The following is a 17,794-nucleotide window of genomic DNA, read 5'->3' as shown; positions in this document are numbered from 1 at the left end:
ACAGCAACGATCCCTTTTTTTGGAGGCACCTTAAACATAAAGCGAGAGAAGAGGCTATATGAACGATTCTCCTATCTTGTTTAAATATTAAACGAGTTACTGCAATTGGAACAGGTATATCAAACTAGTCGACATCCTGATGGATCATCTTTTTCTAGTAATCTATCACTTCTGATGGAATCGATAGATTGCTAGAAAGCGGAAAACAATTATTAGTATATTCCGAAGCAGGTGTAACAGAGTGTCCTTCCATAATTAAGGGTAAAACCAAAATACGTTGTTGTAAAGAATGATTTGTTAGAACTAGTTATAAGGAATAAAACAGAAAAGAGGATCACATGTTAGATACTTTACAGAGAAGTAAAAAGTTTTTTTTAGTATGTCTTATTTTTTTAGTGCTTTTAACCGCTTGTGGTAATACTGATGTTAAGACATCTAAAGCTTCATTACCACCGGCTGAATCCAATATAGATACATCATTAAAAGCACCAAATTGGGTAGAGAAAAGTCCTATCCAACAGTCTCCTAATTTTACGGAAGATAAAAAAGTACAATCGGTTGTGAATTTAATAGCAACGGGTGATAATTTATATCATGACGCAGTAATTAAAGATGGCAAACAAAAAGACGGTTCATATGATTATAATTATATTTATGAAAATATCAAAAAAGCTGTTAAATCAAGTGATCTTGCTATAGTGAACCAGGAGACTCCGATTGCCGGAAATAATTTAAAAGTACAGGGATATCCGACTTTCAATACACCTGAAGAAGTAGGCCAATCTTTAGTGGACACTGGATTCAATATAGTGACGCAAGCGACAAATCACGCTATGGATATGGGGATTAAAGGTGTTGCGAATACAAGAGAATACTGGAAGAAATATCCGGATGTTATCCCGGTAGGTATTAATGAGAGTAAAAACGAGCGTAATGAAATAAAAACGATTACAAAAAATGGTATTCGTTTTGCGTTACTCAATTATACATATGGTACGAATGGAATTAAAATTCCAGCTGATAAGTCTTGGGCTTTAAATTTAATTGATAAAAAAGCGATACAAAATGATGTGGAAAAGGCGAAGAGTAGCTCTGATATGGTAATTGTTATGGTGCATTGGGGAGTAGAATATACCTCAACACCTTCAAAGCAACAAAAAGAAGTTGCTCAATATTTAACAGATTTAGGTGTAGATGTAGTAATTGGAAATCATCCACATGTAATTCAACCAATTGAGTGGAAACAAAATAAAGATGGACATGAAACGCTAATCTATTATTCTCTTGGAAATCTTATTTCTGCGCAAGAAAAACTAGAAACATTGGTTGGAGGATTATCTTATGTACAATTTGTTAAGTATGAAGATAAAACTTTTGGTATACGACAAGCGGCAATCGTACCGACAGTAACCGACTATGCCGATGGTAAGAAACAATTTAAAATTCAATTTTTAAAAGATTATTCGGATGAAAATTCTAAAAAACATGGAATTAAAAAATTTGTCGGCCCCGTTTCTTTGAAGGATTTCAAGGAGATTCCTAGAGACGTGTTGGGAAATTGGTATAAAGACTAATAAACAAAAAGGGAATGAGATACAATTAAAAAATTTATAATTTTAGCATTGGTATTAGCAATGGGATGGAGTCTTGCTGCTTGTAGTGGAAAGCAAACATCTCAGGCAACTACTAATAATAACGATAAAAATAAAAATGAAATACATGCGAAGAAAAAAGATGTTTTACCTATCTCTGATGTTAATGATTGGAGAATTATCCTTGTAAATAGAGAGCATATGTTATCAAAGGAACTAGGAATTGAATTAACAAGTATCACCCAAAATGCGAAGCCAAATATGACAATAGATAGTAGAATTGCAACTTCCTATCAGGATATGGTAGCAGCTGCAAAAAAAGAGGGAATCAATCTTTATTTAAGATCAGGTTATCGAGCTATAAAATTACAACAAACTTATTATGATGCTTCAGTTAAAAGCTATAAATCTCAAGGTTTGTCGGATAAAGAGGCTAGTGCTAAGGCATTGGAATATCTTCAGTATCCTGGTGCAAGTGAACATCATACTGGATTAGCGTTAGACATTATTTCAGTTGAATGGCAGAATACTGTAGAAGATTTAAATGCAAAATTTGAAACTACCGATGCATTCAAATGGTTAGATAAGAACGCTGCAGAATATGGATTTACTCTCCGCTATCCAAAAGATAAAGAGAATATTACTGGCATTAAGTATGAGCCGTGGCACTATCGTTATGTAGGGAAAGAAGTTGCTGTTTATCTAAAAGAAAAAGGGTTAACTTTAGAAGAATATAACGAAAAAATTAAGTCTGGTAAGTAAAAATATGCTTTAATTTTATTAAACATTATGCACTGCTACAAGAAAAGGTGAATCTGAGGATGTGTTAACCTTCCGCCTAGTATTGTAAAAACTGAGTATGATAATTTGAGCACGTATGAACCAGTTATCGTGTAAAAAGATGTATGTATTAAGAAATTAAAGTTAAGGATCTGATATTCATATCAGATCCTTTTTCTATTGTTCTTTTAATCGCGACTGAGCCAAAATATTGGAATGAATATAGAAATAAAACAGCCTAAGGAATAGTATAACGAATCAGGGAGCCTACTCGTACGCTTCATTGGGATTATCCAGAAATAGTTGTTGATGAAATAAGAAAGAACTGGTCTTACTCTCAAGCAAGGATTTAATACGAATGAATTGGATAAAAGGTAATAATAAATACATAGTCATATTGATTAAAGTTTCACTTTATTGAAGAAAAATGCGAAAGCCATTCATAAAATATGGAAATGTTAAAATCCCTTTGATAAAATAGCAATATGTAAAAATAATTATTTGTTAATTCTTAATGTAATGAATATTCATGTTTAAATATACGGATTTAACTACATAGTTATTGTGCTAAAGGGGGAGAAAGATGTTAGATGAATTGTACAATGCTTTTTTAAATGCGTCTGGTTTTACAGAAAGTGCGAGGAAACGAGATCGGTATGATGATTTACATGATTATTTAAAAGATAAAGAAAGAGAGTTAAAGCAATTCATTCAAGAGGCTGAATCAGCGAAGAGAGATTATGAGAGTAAAAGTAATGGCTTAGAAGCTAATAAAATTCCGGCAGTTGAATTTGAACAAAAACGTCATGAAAAGGATGAAGACTTAAATACAGTATTATCCTATTTTAAAAGTGCATTAAGCGATATTGGATCTGCAAAAAGTACAGCTTATGCAAAGTATTTGGAATATAAAGCGAAAGCAGAATCGGAGAAAGCGTCAGCATACGCTGCAGCGACCAAGGCTTTTGAAGAAAAGAAAAAGGAATTTGAAAAACTTATCCATTAAGCATACAAAGAATGTGGGGGAACTAACATGAGTGGTAAAGAGGTTGAAATTATAGGAAGTAACACTGCAAGTGCCATTTCTTACGCACAAAACATTGAAAATGGTATGAAGGATTCTTTAAACCAAGCGAAAGACTTAAAAGCATATGTCACAGGTGCGAAATGGAATGGAAAAACGAGAGATGCATTTTTAAGTTATCTTGATTTGATCATTCAATATAATTCAGAAATGGTAGAGGCATTTGAAGGACATACGAAAGCTTTGAAAGAGTTAGATAAAAGCATTCAAACGTACGGAGATAAATCGGAAGTAAGGGCGATAAAACAACTGTGATGGAGAAACGAGGGATAAAAGAATGGGGAAAGAAATGAGTTTTGCACCTGCTGAATTATATGTTCTCGCAGGTGCAGCTGGGGTTACCGATATATTTGGATTGCCAAACCGTGACGCAATTATTTTACTTGATGCAGAATGTGTCACGAAAGCAACTACGAGTTTAAAAGAAAAAGGCCTACTTACAAGTGAAAATGGAATTACCCCTGCAGCTTTTCAAATAATTGAACTATTAAAGGAATATGAAAGTTGTCATGAATACACGAGAATGAATAATGTATTAATTGGCTTTTTGAAAGAGGATAAAGACCGAGTGGCTGTATTAACGGAAATAGAACCAAATAAAAAATACGAGATCGACTACATACCAAAGCCAGACGTATATTTTTCCTTATTAACACGCATCCCTTTCTTATTGAGAGAACCGAGGGAAATAGAAGATACATTTTTCTCAAAGAGAATGACAGAAGAAGAACAACAAACATTTGAGGAAAAAGATTTATCAAATAAAAACGTTATAGCGATAGAAACGTATACGAGGCCTCGAAGTAATAGAGGAGGAAAATGGGAATGTTTCTTATATTTCACTGAAGGAGAAGATTTCGTTCAAATAGATGTAGATCGTAATCGATATGACTGGGTGAGCCTCTATGCGGTTAATAAGAAATTGTATGACGTGTTAAAAATGCCATATAAAAAGTTAATTGACCCGAGACAATTCTCGTTAGGAGGTATTCAATAATGCAAGTATCAATGGGAGATAGTGGTTCTGGTGGTGGAGAAGAAGTATTAGTTAATTTTCAAGAACTACTAGATATAGTAATGAAGTTAGAAAATATATATAAAATCCATGTAGACGTCATTGGAACGAATATTGAGAGTTTATTAAGCTGTGATTTTTATCAAAAAGGTGAAGCGATGAGAGTAATTGAAAAATATCCTGATATATTACACAAAACACTAGAATTGGCTGAACACTATTCTAGATCAGCGACAGTTGTAGGGAATGTATGTGTAGAAATGCTTGAAAAGGACGAACAATTACGTGAAATATTAAGTAAGTTGTAGAAATCACCATACGGCTGGGGGGATGAAAACGAGATGGATGTGAAATATAGACCTGAACCATGGCAAAACATGGGGGATGGTATGAATCGAATTACAAAAGATGCACTCATGAAATTACGGGAAGCAAATGAATCATTAAAAAGAATTGATGGAAGAATACGAGATTTAGACTCGGATGGTAGTATCCATTTTAATCCTAAAGATCAATCGCAAAAAATCGGGGAATTACTTGATAGTTATACGACATTACAAAAATATTGCGGAGAAGCAGGGCGATTGGTGTCTGAACATATAGATAAACCTTTTTTAGTAGAAATGGATAAATTCGCTCAAAAAATGAGAGATACATCTATTCTCAGTTTTGAAACAAATAACCGAATTGGCTCTACAACAACGACAGTATTACCAGGTGCGCATGCAGGCTACGGAAGTGTACCACAAACAATACAGAAGAAGAAAGATAAAATAACAGTAGAAGATATTTTTAAAGATTCACCTGCATTTGATAACGTACTGAGAGCGGAGTACAAAGAACTAAAAAAACAAAATCCAGATGCAAAATTAAATTATGAAGAATACAAGAAAGTAGTCCCATCCACACGAGGATTTGAATACAAATCGATAGAAGATGAACAGAAAAAACTAGAAATGGTGCGAGACATAGGAATAGGCGTAGGAATCATCATCACAACAATCCTTTGTCCACCACTCGGGGCCGCTGCCGCAGTAGTATACGGCGCTGTACAAATAAAAAGTGGTATCGACGGAGAAGACTGGGGAACACACCGGAAATTGAGCCAAGAAGAGCGGGTAGGAAACATCATTTTTGGCGGATTAGATGCAATCCCAGTTGTTGGAGCGGTAGGAAAAGGAGTAAAAGCATTCAAAGGGACGAGTGAATTAGCTGATTTAGCCAAATTATTAAAATTCAAAGAAGGAATGCCTGGTTTTAATCCAAATTTGGGTAAAAATGTGGTACAATCGCTTAAGGAAAATAATCTATTAAAAAATTTAAAAATACAAGGTTGGAAAACCGTAGATAAAATTAATGATGCAGACTACTTCATTAAAGGTCTAGTGGCAAAAGGTGTGGACTCCGTAACCCCATTCGCTAAAGGTGTAGAAATAATGCCAGATGGAAGTGTCGTTAGATCTGGAACGAACTATAGCGGGAAATTCCAAGAAGCCCATGATGCCTCAAAGGCGAGTATTCAGAGTAGGATCTCGAATTTGGAGAGTGGTGGGGTTAAGGGTACGGGTAATAGAGAGGCTGAAGTTCCACCAGCCTTCAAGCAAGAGGAATTTGCCAGTACATATGAATCAAGATTCAAGCAAACACCCGCAGAAACGAATTCAAATGTCGTTTTTGAAGGGGTTAGAGGTGAGTCTTTATGTACTCTAAAACCACCACCAGATCCTACGTTACAGAAAATCTTAAATGAAGCTGGTATTAATGGAATTGAGTATAAAAATGGAGTTCCTGATTTTTCACCAGTAGCAAAAGCGCAATTTGAAATTGAATACATGTTAGGCGGGACCGGCAAGCACGGAACAAAAGCTAGAACTATTAATTTTAAACAAGCAGATCAAAAGTTGGCTGAACAGCTTAACAATTCACCAGAGTTGGCAAGCAAATTTGGAATGACTCCTGGGAAAATTAAAGCGGGAGACATTGCAGATTATCGAGAAGAATACAAGTTAACGTGGCACGAATTAAATGATGTGAAGACTATCCAACTTGTACCATCAGAAATAAATGGCAAATTTGGGCATCTTGGCGGCGTAGGAGAGATAAATGCAGGAGCGTTTAAGCCAGGGGAATTTGCCAATAAATAGAAAGGGGAAAATTTAAAATGAAAATAAATGATGAAGTTTTTGGTGAGCTTGAATATGATTATGTCTGGAGTAGAGATACTACCATTGAGTTTTGCGGCAAAGAAGCCGATATTGCTTTGATGATAGATGGTGAAGAAGATGGTGAATTTAGTGAAAAACAGTATGCTTCGTATAATTCTTTAATACAAAATTGGGGGCATCTTCAACAAAGTATTTTGCAACCAATTTTAGATTATTACAAGCAAAAACGACATGAGCTTGGGTATGATGTTTCATATAATGAAAATTATCCTTTAATTGAAACGATTGATCAGCTTCTTGAAAGGATCAGGCTAGTGGGGATTTATGTCCCATCTGCTAGACGCTTTGAAGGCAGATATATTGGACTAACATTTGATTGTACATGGGACATGGAAAATGGGGTAGGTATTCGTCTAATAAATGAAGAAGTAGCTAGGGTAGGATACCAAGATGTTGCAATTTAAGCATTACTATTTGTTATAAATACACATAACAGAGTATGAAAAATTAGTTCGTTTTGGAAGTTAATGAAAAAACAGTAGAGATAGGTACTAGAAAAATCTCTGCTGTTTTTTTATGCAAATGGAAAAATTAATCTTGAAGGTTATTCCTATCGTACATACCATTGAGGTCTTTTCCTAAAGATATTGAATTTGTAAATCCATCTGATAAGGGTACGGGTGATAGTAGTAAGACAAACCCAAACAAAATTAAGTTAACTCCGGAAAGAGAAAAATACTATCGAATGAAAATAGATGAAGCCAAAGCGCGAGGAAGAGAAGAAGAAATAAAAGGGAGAAAAGCTTTGGGAGAACACCTAAATCGTACATTAGAGGACAATAACTCTGGCAAGGTTGTTACGTATACATCCAGTGAAGGGCATCTTACGCGTCCGGATAGTATAGGTCGTAATGCTAAGGATGAAATCGATTTAGTTCATGATCACAAACACAAAATAAGTGACAAAGAACACGTTATTCATAATGACAGTCAAATGCGAGCTGAAAGAGAGATGCTCGAAGATAAAAGTGGAAATCATATTGTGACAATATCAAGTGATAAACCTGATTTGAATGGGATTCCTCCTAAACCAAGACCAAGTGGGCCTTTAGGAGAAAAGAGTGGGATTTACTATACTGACCCAAGTAGTGGAAAAGTGACTCATAAATGGGAGGGCAATTCACGTTTACCTGGTGGAGGGCGATGGAAAAAACTATGAATAAAAATTATTATGTGACTATATTTTTTAGTATTAAGGAGGATATACATGAAACCTGATTTTTTCTCAATTACAATGTATCCTACAGTATCTTTTAACGAAGAAGAAGTATTAGGTCGTCTTTTGGATGTGTTTGAGTCAAATGAAAAATTTGCTCCTACTCATTGGGGTAACAGTGAAATGGTACGAGTAGAATATAATCGTCAGGAAATCCTGGAAAAAGTAGTTTCAGAGCATAAAGTATCAGAAGTTTACCTTTATCGTGATAAATCGGTGAACTATAGTGGGAGTTTTGAAGTTAACTGGAGTCATCGCTCATTTTTGAAGTTTGAGTTTCATAAATCGATATCTAAAAAATTATGGCCTGCTTTTTTTGAGTTATCTGACCAAATTGCAGAAATTGCGAAACCAAGTTATGGAGTAACTCAAATTTTTTGGCCTTTATCATATCCGTGGAATACCGAACGTGAACGATTACAAATGTGGATGGAAATATCTTCCCAACCAATACCAGTTAGGTTTCTTCCTAACGGTCCCTTAGGGGTAGGGGCTAGAACATACTTTAGCGGTCATATTTTAGAAATGTTTGATAAGGAATTATTACAAAATAGTCCAGCTGTGGTATCTGAGCTAGATTGGGGTGGCCTTTGTATTGATATTTTAAATAATCCATTAGAGAGTGATAGTGATACATTACTTGATAATTGGCTACAAGTAATGAAGTATTTGGAACCAGCACAAGTAATGGCTATACCAAGTTTTGATGAAGATCAAATGGGTGTAACTTATTCTCCAAATATTGCTTGGAAGGACTATCTGAAAAGCTAAATGAAAGGAGATCGTAATAATGAATGAGAATGGTAATGATAGAATAAGAGTCATGGAAATATTAAATAGATCTCAATACAATGATGAAATTATAGATGGGCTAGATATGAGCAATTTAGACTTTACTTTTTCTGATTTGTCAGAGGTGATGGCAGAGGGAATCATGGCAAAACAAGTCCATTTAAGAGCTTCTTCACTAATGAGAGCATCTTTTTTTGATTGTGATTTTGAGTTTGCTGATTTCAGGAGCTGTAATTTAGAGGAAATACATATTGCAGATTGTAGATTTGGTGAAGCTAATTTCTCTAAAGCCAATATGAAATATGCAAAGGTAAATATAAGTAGTTGTTTTGAAACATGTTTTGATGAAGTTGATTTTTCATATGGAGAATTAGTTGGAACGATATTAAATCATGCTACTTTTCGCCATGCAAATTTGGCAGGAATCAATGCGGAACAGGCTGATTGTACGGGAACAAATTTCAGCAACGCGAATCTTACAGAAGGTAACTTTGAAAAAGCATATTTAGAAGATGCTAATTTATCAGAAGTAAACGCTAGAAATGCAGATTTTACTGACGCAGATTTAACGGGAGCGACCCTTTTAAATGGTGATTTTACGGGCGCGAATTTTACCGGTGCTAAACTTGACAATGTAGTTTGGACAGGAGCAAAGGTAGAAGGAGCCAAATTTGATGAAAATGTGAAGGAACAAATCTTAAAAATGATTTAAATATGATGGGGATTATATACATTTGAGCACTCGAAAACCTATGATTGGTAGCGGGTGCTTTTTTCTTAGAGATATTAGAGATTGATAAATAAGTGAAAATCAGTATAGATTATTTTTAAGGATTGTTAGATAGATTAAGTCGTGAAAATTATATAATTGAAAATACATTAGCAAAAGTTGCGGACTCCGTATCCCCAATCTTTAAAGGTGTAAAAATATTGTCAGATGGAAGTGTCGTTAAATCTGGAATGAACTATAGCGGGAAATTCCAAGAAGCCCATGATGCCTCAAAGGCGAGTATTCAGAGTAGGATCTCGAATTTGGAGAGTCCGGATCTACAATTCGATTTTATTAGAGTTGAAACAGATATAAAGAATACTGATACTGGATTCGGTGTTGATGAGTTAAAGGTAAAGGATTGGAATAAGAAAATAGATTAATTCATAGGGAGGATACAATGATAAACCAAAAAAAGTTAGAAATGGCTTTTAAAAAATATAGCAAAAATTTTGTGGATGGAATCAAATTTGAAGATGTGAAAGATAAATATAATATCAGTAGAAGAAAGATTGAGAAAATTGTTGAGCAAAATGAAACAGAGAAAGATCACATCCTACTAATAAATTTAAGCAAAATTTTCTCATATCACTTGTCACTATGGAAAAACGATGTATTGATAAGCGGTGGAAACAATGTAGAAGGATTAAAGAACATGCAGAAAGTCTTATTTTACCAGTGCATGGGACAAGATCTTTATAAAATCAGATATCCAAAGATGATTTTGGGGTATACGTTTAGAGAAGTCGTCCTCACATTAGTTCATTTTGCAATGTATGGATGGGAGAAAGAAGAAAATATATTATATGATTTTATGGTTCATCACTTCGGTGGACATTTAATAGATGCTAATGAAGAGAATAGACATATTTGGTTTTTGCTAGAGCTATACTCGCAGTATAGAAATAAAACCATCATGGGGACAAATGAAAAATTGCATCTAGTCGTGAAAAATAAGTTTAAAGAAGCTGAACTGCGATGCGATTTAATCCCTGAAGACCTAAATATATATGATGAAGTGTTAGGACGTTGGTCGACTCGTGAATTAGAAGAAATAGAATATCTAATTTCGATAATGTCTCAGTATCATTCTGCGTTAGCTTCTGAAATCGGACAGCTAGGTGAATTTGGTGATTTCAGATACGGATTTTATCCTTTTGAAATATTATTTTTAATCCATGTAAGGAAACAACTAGGGTTGCCAGTACCTACTCAAATCGATAATTTTCTGATGAATACTCCAGAAGCTAGAATGGTATTTGGGGAACATGAGTCATATCCTGAATGGGATCCCGTACTTCAGATGATTGATCAATTTTATCGTGAAAACTATCCGGAATATATTCCTAACAAGCATGGAGAATTATTTCAATAAAAGGGAGGAAGCTAAGATGCCTGATCAAGGGATAGCGCAGATTATATTTCCTGATAGCAAGGATTTGGAAACATTTTTGAAGGAACAAGGAAGTTATGACTTACATGAAGACCTATTAAAATATGGATTGACAACGAAACAGTTTTTATACGTTGACTATAAAGGTGAGCAATACCAAGAAATTGTCAATTTTATTCTTGATTACGAATTTGCCCACCAAATTGAATTAGCAACACAAGAAGAACTTGAGAGATTAGAAGCATTTAATTATGAATTTTTACCCGATAAGATCAAGATGGCCAACAAAATACTGTCACCAAAGGGATTTGGTCTGTTTTTATATCCAAATTCGGGCGACTTTTATGCATTATTCATTGGGAAAATAGAGAATATAACAAAAATCCTGCAAGAAGAGGTGTTGCTTGATGATAGAATTCCTTTTCAAGAAAGGTGTATCAAATATTATAGATAGGCCTAAGGTTGTATGCCTTCACCCTTGAATCCGATCAAGATTTTTTTATAAGTTAATATCAAGATTGCATAACCACCTAGAATGTGCTATTTTTGGCCACGTACAATTTTAATAACACCATGTGTTACTACAAATGCATTTAAACTTTTCACCTCCTGAATTCGAAATAATAAAAATGTTTTGGATTTGGGAGGGGTGATAATAGAGATAGAAAATAAATTGAGAAATGTGCCTATTTTGTTGGTTACTTGCACGTTGACAAAGGTACATGCTTAGTAAAGGAATTCAATGGCAACGTTAGGAGAACGTAGTGGCTATTGAATTTTTTATTTTTACAACTGTATTAGAAAGAAAAGCGTGAGAATTAGGTGAGATGATATTTTATTGAAAAGACATGGAAAGGACATAATAATAATGACCTCGTAAGTATTAATGTATTACTTGTTACCATATAAAAGGTGTCATACTGTTACTACAAAACTTACAAATTTAATACTACTTAAAAACATATAAATTTAAAGCACTTGATTGTCTACTAAAGGCAACAAGTGCTTTTTTAATAGATAAGCATGCTATAAATTTATAAAAATTATTTTTGTGAATTAAGGCTAACCCAAATTACTGGTATTATATAATTGGAAATACATTAGCAAAAGGTGTGGACTCCGTAACCCCATTCGTAAAAGGTGTAGAAATACTAAATACTGCCAGATGGAAGTGTCGCTAGAACTGGAACGAACTATAGCGGGAAATTCCAAGAAGCCCATGATGCCTCAAAGGCGAGTATTCAGAGTAGGGTCTCGAATTTGGAGAGTGGAGGGGTTAAGGGTACGGGTGAGACTCCTAAGATAACTGAAATAAAAGAGAAAGATCTTGGGAAGCACATTATTAAAGGGAAAAATGGAAGGAAAGAACTTGCGCCAAACGTGCGTTATATTACTGAGGATGGTTATAAATATACAACAGATGAGCTTGGTAGAATAGTAGATGTTGAGGCAGGAGAATTAATACTTCAAAAAGGAAAACGAAACACAGGAATGCAAGTGGCTGCAGGAAGAGAAGATAGATTGCCGGATGATGATGGTGGGCATTTGATAGGAACTCAATTCCATGGTTCTGGAGATATTGATAATTTGATTGCTCAAAATAGACAAATTAATCGCTCTGGTGGAGAGTGGTATAATATGGAGCAAGAGTGGGCTAATGCGTTAGGTGGAAAGCCTCCTAAAAAAGTAACAGTAAAGATTGAACCAGTATATAGTGGGCAATCAATGAGACCAAATTCGTTCATGGTAGAATATCAAATTCAAGGGAAGAAACCGGTTATACGTGAAATTTTAAATAAAGCAGGAGGTAAATAATATGTCATTTGAAAATGAATTAAATAAACTTTATCGTAAAATTGCTGAAAAGATAAACGATATGATACCTGTTGAATGGGAAGAGTTTTACTTCAATGGTGAGGTGAAAGATGGGGAAGGAGGAGTTTATTTTTTCTATACAACCTTAGATGAAAAACAAGAATATAAATATTCACACTATATACCTAGAATGTATAATGTTGATAGAAAAATTTATAATCAATTTCTGCACGAATTATTTGATTTGACAGTTCAATTACAACAAGTATTTATTGATAATCAACAAGAGGCGTGGTTTTCAGTTACAATGATTGTGAATGGTGAAGGGAAATTAACAGTTCGGTTTAGTTATGTTAACTGGAATGATTCAGAATTTGGTCCTTCAGATAGAATTGAATATTTTGAGTATAAATATTTAAATAGAGAACTAACAGATGAAATAGACAAAGAACTGATGGCAAGAATGAAAAAGTATGAAGAAGAGCGGTCTTAATATAAAAAACATAGTGATTTTGTAAGTACAATGTGCAATTCTAGAATGGAAAACAAAGTGCGAGCTTTGGCGAGATGACATTTTATTGGGCGATGAATATAAACTATGGAATGGGCATGAAACTAACGAACTCGTACAAACTCGTAAGTTTTAACGTAGTAGTTGTCATACTGTTACTATAAAACTTACAAATTTATGCTACTTAAAAACATATGAACTTAAAGCACTTGATTGTCTACGAAAGGCAACAAGTGCTTTTTTTATAGATAGGCATGCTATAAAATTTTAAAAATTATTTTTGTGAATTAAAGTTAACACAAATTACTAGTATTATATAATTAGTAAAAGTTGTGGACACGGACACCGTATCCCGATTCGTTAAAGGTGTAGAAATACTGCCAAATGGAAGTGTCGTTAGAACTGGAACGAACTATAGCGGGAAATTCCAAGAAGCCCATGATGCCTCAAAGGCGAGTATTCAGAGTAGGATCTCGAATTTGGAGAGTGGTGGGGTTAAGGGTACGGATGAAGGTAGTAGGATTATTCCTGGTACTCCGGGTATTGTAACAGGAGGAAATTCTACTAAATTAGGAAAAAATATGATGACAGAAATGGGGCTTAAACGTTCAACTAAATGGAGTGAATATCAAGCACAGCATATTATTCCTTCTGAAATGGCAGGTAATCTTGTAATTAAAAAGATAGGTATGAACTTTGATGACTCATCAAACGGTATTTTTCTAAGAGTACCAGATGATAATATAAGTACAATGGATAGACACAGAGGATATCATTCTGTTTACAATGAAGTAGTTGCAAGAGCATTAAATAAAATGGATATTAACCAAAGTATTGATAGTTTACAAAAACAGGTATACGATTTGCAAAAAATTCAAGAAAATTACAGGGGAATGGTTTACCATTGTACCCAAGCCAAGGTGCAACAGTGGAACTTTGGGAAAGAAAGCTAAAACAATTGGAAATACAAAATAAGTAAATATCAGTAAGATGGTAAGGTGTAATGGAAAATAAGGATATTAGTTTGCTTGAAGAATTACTTTATAATACAAATAACGAGGATACAATTAGCCGAATAAAGAATATAGATAATCCAATAATCCTTCATTGTTTTGCAGCAAATTATAATTGGAATAGTGGATTTGATATACCAAATGCAATTCTTGAAAACAAAGATTGTGACTTAGGAACGGGATTACTAATGTTTCATTATGCAGACGGATATCGACTATTAGAAAGTCCAGAGGAAGTTTCGAATTCTCCATTACAAGAATGGAAGGTTTTTATATTAAAACTTCAAAATAAAATTATGAATTTGGAGTTTAAAACACAAAATATATCATTTAGCCCTGAATTAACAAAAATTCAAATATTCAAGTTAAAAAAAAGGAACCCAAGTATTTCAGATATTCTTATTAATGAGTCACCAGGAAATATAATTGATATTCCTAAAATATAAATAAACATTAAAAACTCATTACAGTAAATAAATGAGCTTAGTTATAGTGATTTTATAAACCTTACTATACTAAATTATATTTTATGGACGGATATAATAAAGTTCGTGGTGCTAAATTTAAATACGCATAAGTATATATGAATAAAAAATAAAGTATATGTGAAGTAGATAGAAAAAATAAAAGGTTTTTGAAAGTATGTACTCCATCATGGTTGTACCATCATGGAGTACTGTGTGCAATGATAGAATAGAAAATAAAGTAAAATCTTAGGTGAGATAGCATTTTATTTGGCGATGAATATAAACGCATGGAATGTATATTAAATTAACGAACTCGTACAAACTCGTAAGTTTTAACGTAGTAGTTGTCATGACATGTAAAAGGTGTCATACTGTTACTACAAAACTTACCAATTTATGCTACTTAAAAATAGATGAACTTAAAGTACTCGATTGTCGATTAAAGGCAACGAGTGTTTTTTTGCGTTTTAGCGTAGAAATTTAACAGAGCACTATAATTTTATTATGTAAACTTTTTACGTGATTTTTTATACAACTAAAGAGAAGAAAAATGTTCACTATTACTTTCATTTCTGTTATGAAAATTCTACAATAGAAAACAGAACATATATTTGGTATAATCAAAACATACTATATGAAACGATGTACATGAGTTTGAGATTTATGAAAAAAGGTAAGCAATACATAATAATAAATACGCTATAGGATTCAGTTCATATTATACAAATCAATCGTTAGAAAGGAACAGATGTAATGAATCAAATTTCATTTGAAGATTTATTTGAAGAAGAAGAAGAAAAAGAAAAAGAAAAGGTGGAGGTAGCTGAGGTATGTAAGGTACCAGTCCCTTTATCACCATTACAAAAAGATATTTTAGAATTAATTGATTCTGAAGAAATAAGTGCGCTTGAGCTATGTGAACGATTAATACGATCTGGTAAAATACCCGATGAAAGATTTACTACGAATAAGCCTAAAGCATATGGACAAGTATGTTTACTATTAGAAGGTTTTGTTACAGAAGGAAAACTTATTTTTATCAAAGATGATGAGAAAAGAGATAGGGTATATAAATTGAAAGAAGAAGTTTGAGATGTATAGTGGGAGATGAATGATTGGTTCCCTTTAACTTGCAGCTCCGTTAGTCTAATAATGTCCACAAAAAAGGTGTCAATCTCTCCTAGATTGACACCTTCATACTTTTAACACCTTACATACTTACGCTTGAAACCAAGTCTTCCTCTATCAAGTTCTTTCTGAATACTTTCAGAAGCATTTAACAAACTGCTTTTTTTATTATCACGTTTGACTTCAACTATACCAATTTCTTTTGCAATCTCGACTGCTTTTTCATGTAGTGGTACATATGAGATTGCCACGGTGTTTAGGAAATTATTCATAGCGGATTTTGTTCGTTCTGGAGAATGATGAATTGTATCTTTCACCATTTCAAGCATATCGGAAATTTTACTTTCGGAAAACTCATTGTCTTTGCGATTTCCTAAAAGCCAACAGTAGCAACTCCAGCCTGCAGACATTTTAAGCTCGTCCCCACTTGCAATCCATTTATCAGCAACATCTTGTGCGATATTTGACTCTGATAAAGTTACTGCCACCACATAATCGGATAGCATATAAAAATATGCCCCGTCTATCCAGCGATCAAAATCAGACTCCCTCATAGCTTTTGGATCGGCAATAATACCTGCAAAGTACATAGCATCGTAGTTACCTGTGGCATAAAGCTCTTCAGCTAATTCTTGGTTTACTTTTATTTTTTTAGCGATTGGTTTCATAGCGCCTGTAGCTACGCCAAAAACTGGCTCATGGGCGCCGTTAGATATGTATATTTTTTTCGTTCGTTCCTTACCTAGAGCCTCAAGTTCTTGCATAACTGTTTTAAAATCCATAGCTGTGCACTTCCTTCCTTCATGTAAGAGCCTTTTTAAGTCTTTCATATTTCTTATTTTAATACTAATTGTATTTAAGAGGTATGTCTACTTTCTAAAGGCATCGAAACTTGGTTTGATTTTTAGATGAACTACATTACACTTTAGTGTAAATAAAGAGCTAATTAAAAGAATGGTATAATATAGAAAAAGTAAGTGATGAAAATTAAATAGGGGGAATTTAATTGGAAATAAAATTGAATCGATTATATAGAGAGATAGCGGAAACGGTTCATGCCATGATTCCAGAAGAATGGGAGAAATTTTATTTTTATGCACAAATATCAGAAGCTGGAGGGGGAACTTACTTTTTCTATAACAACTTCAGAAATAAACAAAATTATAAGTATAGTGTAGAAATTCCTTTTAAATACGAAGTTAATGAAGAGGAGTTTGAAAGGAAAGAAGATTCTTTATATAAATTGAGTAAGGAATTAAGAAATGTTTTCAAAGATAATCAGCAAGAGCTTTGGTACTCTTTTACAATGTCTCTGGAACATAGTGGGGAATTTAACATGCATTTCGATTATACAAATTGGTTCGATACAGAATATAGTTTTAGTGATCAGATGATTATTTGGAAACATAAATACTTAGGTGAAGTACCAATTGATGAAAATGATAAAGCGCTAATTAATAAGTATGATAGTGAATTTCCGAATAACCCGATTTAACTAAATGGAAAGAAGAAATGTTTTTTATAAAAATTATGAGTTTTAAAGTAGTCGGTAAGTTATAGAATTGGTTCTGCAAGATAAAAAATAAAGGAGAACTACAATGGAAGTACATGGAATAGTTTCAATATGGTTCGGTAATATGCAAACGCAAGATCAGTTGGATACATATATAGATGTTACGTATGATGAAGAAGGAGACTCTATACCAGCAAGATTTTTTGTTGATTTTAATATTGATATGATTGATGTAGATGAAGATTTTATTGAAAAGGAAGTGTTAGAAGAAGCGAGTGATGACATTTCTATGTTATTAACGGGATGTTCATATGATGATAAAATACTTTCTCGAATTAAGGAAGTAGTTAAATTAAATAAATCCTATAATTCTATCGTTTTAATTTATAATTTTCAATATGACAATTCAGTAAGTAATTGTGAAGGTTTTAATTTTGTAACTGCTACAAGTTATCTATAGTTAGAAGTAAAGTACAGTAGA

The 17,794-nt window shown here is 33.5% G+C and carries 20 protein-coding genes and 2 pseudogenes; 21 read left to right on the top strand and 1 reads right to left on the bottom strand.

The genetic code is table 11. The annotated features are described in order from the left end of the window. Positions 1 to 338 precede the first annotated feature (338 nt). The 19 genes and pseudogenes from ACTFO4_RS13735 to ACTFO4_RS13645 all read left to right on the top strand — a co-directional run bounded on the left by ACTFO4_RS13735 (position 339) and on the right by ACTFO4_RS13645 (position 15,764). Positions 339 to 1,574 carry a CapA family protein gene (locus tag ACTFO4_RS13735; RefSeq protein ID WP_000887606.1) on the top strand — a complete coding sequence of 412 codons (1,236 nt, stop codon included), beginning with the start codon at positions 339 to 341 and terminating at the stop codon, positions 1,572 to 1,574. Positions 1,575 to 1,622: 48 nt separating this feature from the next. Next, positions 1,623 to 2,354 carry a M15 family metallopeptidase gene (locus ACTFO4_RS13730; protein WP_078421334.1) on the top strand — a complete coding sequence of 244 codons (732 nt, stop codon included), beginning with the start codon at positions 1,623 to 1,625 and terminating at the stop codon, positions 2,352 to 2,354. 601 nt (positions 2,355 to 2,955) lie between these two features. Beyond that, the gene (locus tag ACTFO4_RS13725; protein WP_061457482.1) at positions 2,956 to 3,378 is read left to right on the top strand and encodes a hypothetical protein; all 423 of its coding nucleotides are present in this window, start codon (positions 2,956 to 2,958) and stop codon (positions 3,376 to 3,378) included. A gap of 27 nt (positions 3,379 to 3,405) precedes the next feature. Further along, positions 3,406 to 3,711: a WXG100 family type VII secretion target gene (locus ACTFO4_RS13720; protein WP_000014535.1), complete on the top strand. Its 306-nt coding sequence runs from the start codon at positions 3,406 to 3,408 to the stop codon at positions 3,709 to 3,711. Positions 3,712 to 3,733: 22 nt separating this feature from the next. Then, positions 3,734 to 4,453 carry a DUF5081 family protein gene (locus ACTFO4_RS13715; RefSeq protein ID WP_000514125.1) on the top strand — a complete coding sequence of 240 codons (720 nt, stop codon included), beginning with the start codon at positions 3,734 to 3,736 and terminating at the stop codon, positions 4,451 to 4,453. Further along, positions 4,453 to 4,779, top strand: coding sequence for a hypothetical protein (locus ACTFO4_RS13710; protein ID WP_001198201.1), 327 nt, complete (start codon positions 4,453 to 4,455; stop codon positions 4,777 to 4,779). The genes ACTFO4_RS13715 and ACTFO4_RS13710 overlap by 1 nt, the downstream gene beginning before the upstream one ends. 33 nt (positions 4,780 to 4,812) lie before the next feature. Further along, a complete protein-coding gene (locus tag ACTFO4_RS13705; protein ID WP_078421333.1) occupies positions 4,813 to 6,615 on the top strand; it encodes an HNH endonuclease in 1,803 nt (600 codons plus the stop codon). Between the two features lie 17 nt (positions 6,616 to 6,632). After that, a complete protein-coding gene (locus ACTFO4_RS13700) occupies positions 6,633 to 7,100 on the top strand; it encodes a DUF6985 domain-containing protein (RefSeq protein WP_017673907.1) in 468 nt (155 codons plus the stop codon). 161 nt (positions 7,101 to 7,261) lie between these two features. Next, a complete protein-coding gene (locus ACTFO4_RS13695; RefSeq protein WP_061457481.1) occupies positions 7,262 to 7,855 on the top strand; it encodes a hypothetical protein in 594 nt (197 codons plus the stop codon). A 48-nt stretch (positions 7,856 to 7,903) separates the two neighbouring features. After that, positions 7,904 to 8,683: a hypothetical protein gene (locus ACTFO4_RS13690; RefSeq protein WP_061457480.1), complete on the top strand. Its 780-nt coding sequence runs from the start codon at positions 7,904 to 7,906 to the stop codon at positions 8,681 to 8,683. Between the two features lie 19 nt (positions 8,684 to 8,702). Further along, positions 8,703 to 9,416 (top strand): pentapeptide repeat-containing protein, encoded by a 714-nt coding sequence (locus tag ACTFO4_RS13685; RefSeq protein WP_061457479.1) that lies wholly within the window; start codon positions 8,703 to 8,705, stop codon positions 9,414 to 9,416. Positions 9,417 to 9,538: 122 nt separating this feature from the next. Further along, positions 9,539 to 9,745: pseudogene (locus ACTFO4_RS13680) on the top strand (HNH endonuclease); the annotation flags it as partial. A 128-nt stretch (positions 9,746 to 9,873) separates the two neighbouring features. Further along, positions 9,874 to 10,848: a hypothetical protein gene (locus ACTFO4_RS13675; RefSeq protein WP_061457478.1), complete on the top strand. Its 975-nt coding sequence runs from the start codon at positions 9,874 to 9,876 to the stop codon at positions 10,846 to 10,848. Between the two features lie 16 nt (positions 10,849 to 10,864). After that, the gene (locus ACTFO4_RS13670) at positions 10,865 to 11,320 is read left to right on the top strand and encodes a hypothetical protein (protein ID WP_001113308.1); all 456 of its coding nucleotides are present in this window, start codon (positions 10,865 to 10,867) and stop codon (positions 11,318 to 11,320) included. A 658-nt stretch (positions 11,321 to 11,978) separates the two neighbouring features. After that, positions 11,979 to 12,681, top strand: a pseudogene (locus ACTFO4_RS13665) (DNA/RNA non-specific endonuclease). A 1-nt stretch (position 12,682) separates the two neighbouring features. Continuing rightward, entirely contained in the window at positions 12,683 to 13,174 is a 492-nt protein-coding gene (locus ACTFO4_RS13660; RefSeq protein WP_000007322.1) for an immunity protein YezG family protein, read from the top strand. Between the two features lie 350 nt (positions 13,175 to 13,524). Further along, positions 13,525 to 14,145: an AHH domain-containing protein gene (locus ACTFO4_RS13655; protein ID WP_371128378.1), complete on the top strand. Its 621-nt coding sequence runs from the start codon at positions 13,525 to 13,527 to the stop codon at positions 14,143 to 14,145. Positions 14,146 to 14,195: 50 nt separating this feature from the next. Continuing rightward, complete coding sequence (locus ACTFO4_RS13650) at positions 14,196 to 14,651, top strand: DUF4274 domain-containing protein (RefSeq protein ID WP_000428105.1); 456 nt, start codon at positions 14,196 to 14,198, stop codon at positions 14,649 to 14,651. A 774-nt stretch (positions 14,652 to 15,425) separates the two neighbouring features. Next, the gene (locus ACTFO4_RS13645) at positions 15,426 to 15,764 is read left to right on the top strand and encodes a DUF3895 domain-containing protein (protein ID WP_061457475.1); all 339 of its coding nucleotides are present in this window, start codon (positions 15,426 to 15,428) and stop codon (positions 15,762 to 15,764) included. Between the two features lie 110 nt (positions 15,765 to 15,874). Here ACTFO4_RS13645 and ACTFO4_RS13640 read toward each other — a convergent pair whose 3' ends face one another. Beyond that, positions 15,875 to 16,582, bottom strand: coding sequence for a DNA alkylation repair protein (locus ACTFO4_RS13640; RefSeq protein WP_440014345.1), 708 nt, complete (start codon positions 16,580 to 16,582; stop codon positions 15,875 to 15,877). A 224-nt stretch (positions 16,583 to 16,806) separates the two neighbouring features. Here ACTFO4_RS13640 and ACTFO4_RS13635 point away from each other — a divergent pair, with 224 nt between their 5' ends. After that, a complete protein-coding gene (locus tag ACTFO4_RS13635) occupies positions 16,807 to 17,295 on the top strand; it encodes an antitoxin YezG family protein (RefSeq protein ID WP_440014343.1) in 489 nt (162 codons plus the stop codon). 103 nt (positions 17,296 to 17,398) lie between these two features. After that, positions 17,399 to 17,773, top strand: coding sequence for an immunity 22 family protein (locus ACTFO4_RS13630; protein WP_061457472.1), 375 nt, complete (start codon positions 17,399 to 17,401; stop codon positions 17,771 to 17,773). Positions 17,774 to 17,794: the final 21 nt, after the last annotated feature.

Source organism: Bacillus cereus group sp. MYBKT14-1, from assembly GCF_051915185.1.
Classification (GTDB): Bacteria; Bacillota; Bacilli; order Bacillales; family Bacillaceae_G; genus Bacillus_A; species Bacillus_A cereus.
Note: the sequence above shows the minus strand (reverse complement) of the source record. Positions and strands in the feature narration are given on the sequence as shown.

Excerpts from the sequence above, each read along its gene's own strand:
- ACTFO4_RS13735 (WP_000887606.1), top strand. The coding sequence starts at position 339 with ATGTTAGATACTTTACAGAGAAGTAAAAAGTTTTTTTTAGTATGTCTT.
- ACTFO4_RS13725 (WP_061457482.1), top strand. The coding sequence starts at position 2,956 with ATGTTAGATGAATTGTACAATGCTTTTTTAAATGCGTCTGGTTTTACA.
- ACTFO4_RS13720 (WP_000014535.1), top strand. The coding sequence starts at position 3,406 with ATGAGTGGTAAAGAGGTTGAAATTATAGGAAGTAACACTGCAAGTGCC.
- ACTFO4_RS13715 (WP_000514125.1), top strand. The coding sequence starts at position 3,734 with ATGGGGAAAGAAATGAGTTTTGCACCTGCTGAATTATATGTTCTCGCA.
- ACTFO4_RS13710 (WP_001198201.1), top strand. The coding sequence starts at position 4,453 with ATGCAAGTATCAATGGGAGATAGTGGTTCTGGTGGTGGAGAAGAAGTA.
- ACTFO4_RS13705 (WP_078421333.1), top strand. The coding sequence starts at position 4,813 with ATGGATGTGAAATATAGACCTGAACCATGGCAAAACATGGGGGATGGT.
- ACTFO4_RS13700 (WP_017673907.1), top strand. The coding sequence starts at position 6,633 with ATGAAAATAAATGATGAAGTTTTTGGTGAGCTTGAATATGATTATGTC.
- ACTFO4_RS13690 (WP_061457480.1), top strand. The coding sequence starts at position 7,904 with ATGAAACCTGATTTTTTCTCAATTACAATGTATCCTACAGTATCTTTT.
- ACTFO4_RS13685 (WP_061457479.1), top strand. The coding sequence starts at position 8,703 with ATGAATGAGAATGGTAATGATAGAATAAGAGTCATGGAAATATTAAAT.
- ACTFO4_RS13675 (WP_061457478.1), top strand. The coding sequence starts at position 9,874 with ATGATAAACCAAAAAAAGTTAGAAATGGCTTTTAAAAAATATAGCAAA.
- ACTFO4_RS13670 (WP_001113308.1), top strand. The coding sequence starts at position 10,865 with ATGCCTGATCAAGGGATAGCGCAGATTATATTTCCTGATAGCAAGGAT.
- ACTFO4_RS13660 (WP_000007322.1), top strand. The coding sequence starts at position 12,683 with ATGTCATTTGAAAATGAATTAAATAAACTTTATCGTAAAATTGCTGAA.
- ACTFO4_RS13650 (WP_000428105.1), top strand. The coding sequence starts at position 14,196 with ATGGAAAATAAGGATATTAGTTTGCTTGAAGAATTACTTTATAATACA.
- ACTFO4_RS13645 (WP_061457475.1), top strand. The coding sequence starts at position 15,426 with ATGAATCAAATTTCATTTGAAGATTTATTTGAAGAAGAAGAAGAAAAA.
- ACTFO4_RS13640 (WP_440014345.1), bottom strand. The coding sequence starts at position 16,582 with ATGGATTTTAAAACAGTTATGCAAGAACTTGAGGCTCTAGGTAAGGAA.
- ACTFO4_RS13630 (WP_061457472.1), top strand. The coding sequence starts at position 17,399 with ATGGAAGTACATGGAATAGTTTCAATATGGTTCGGTAATATGCAAACG.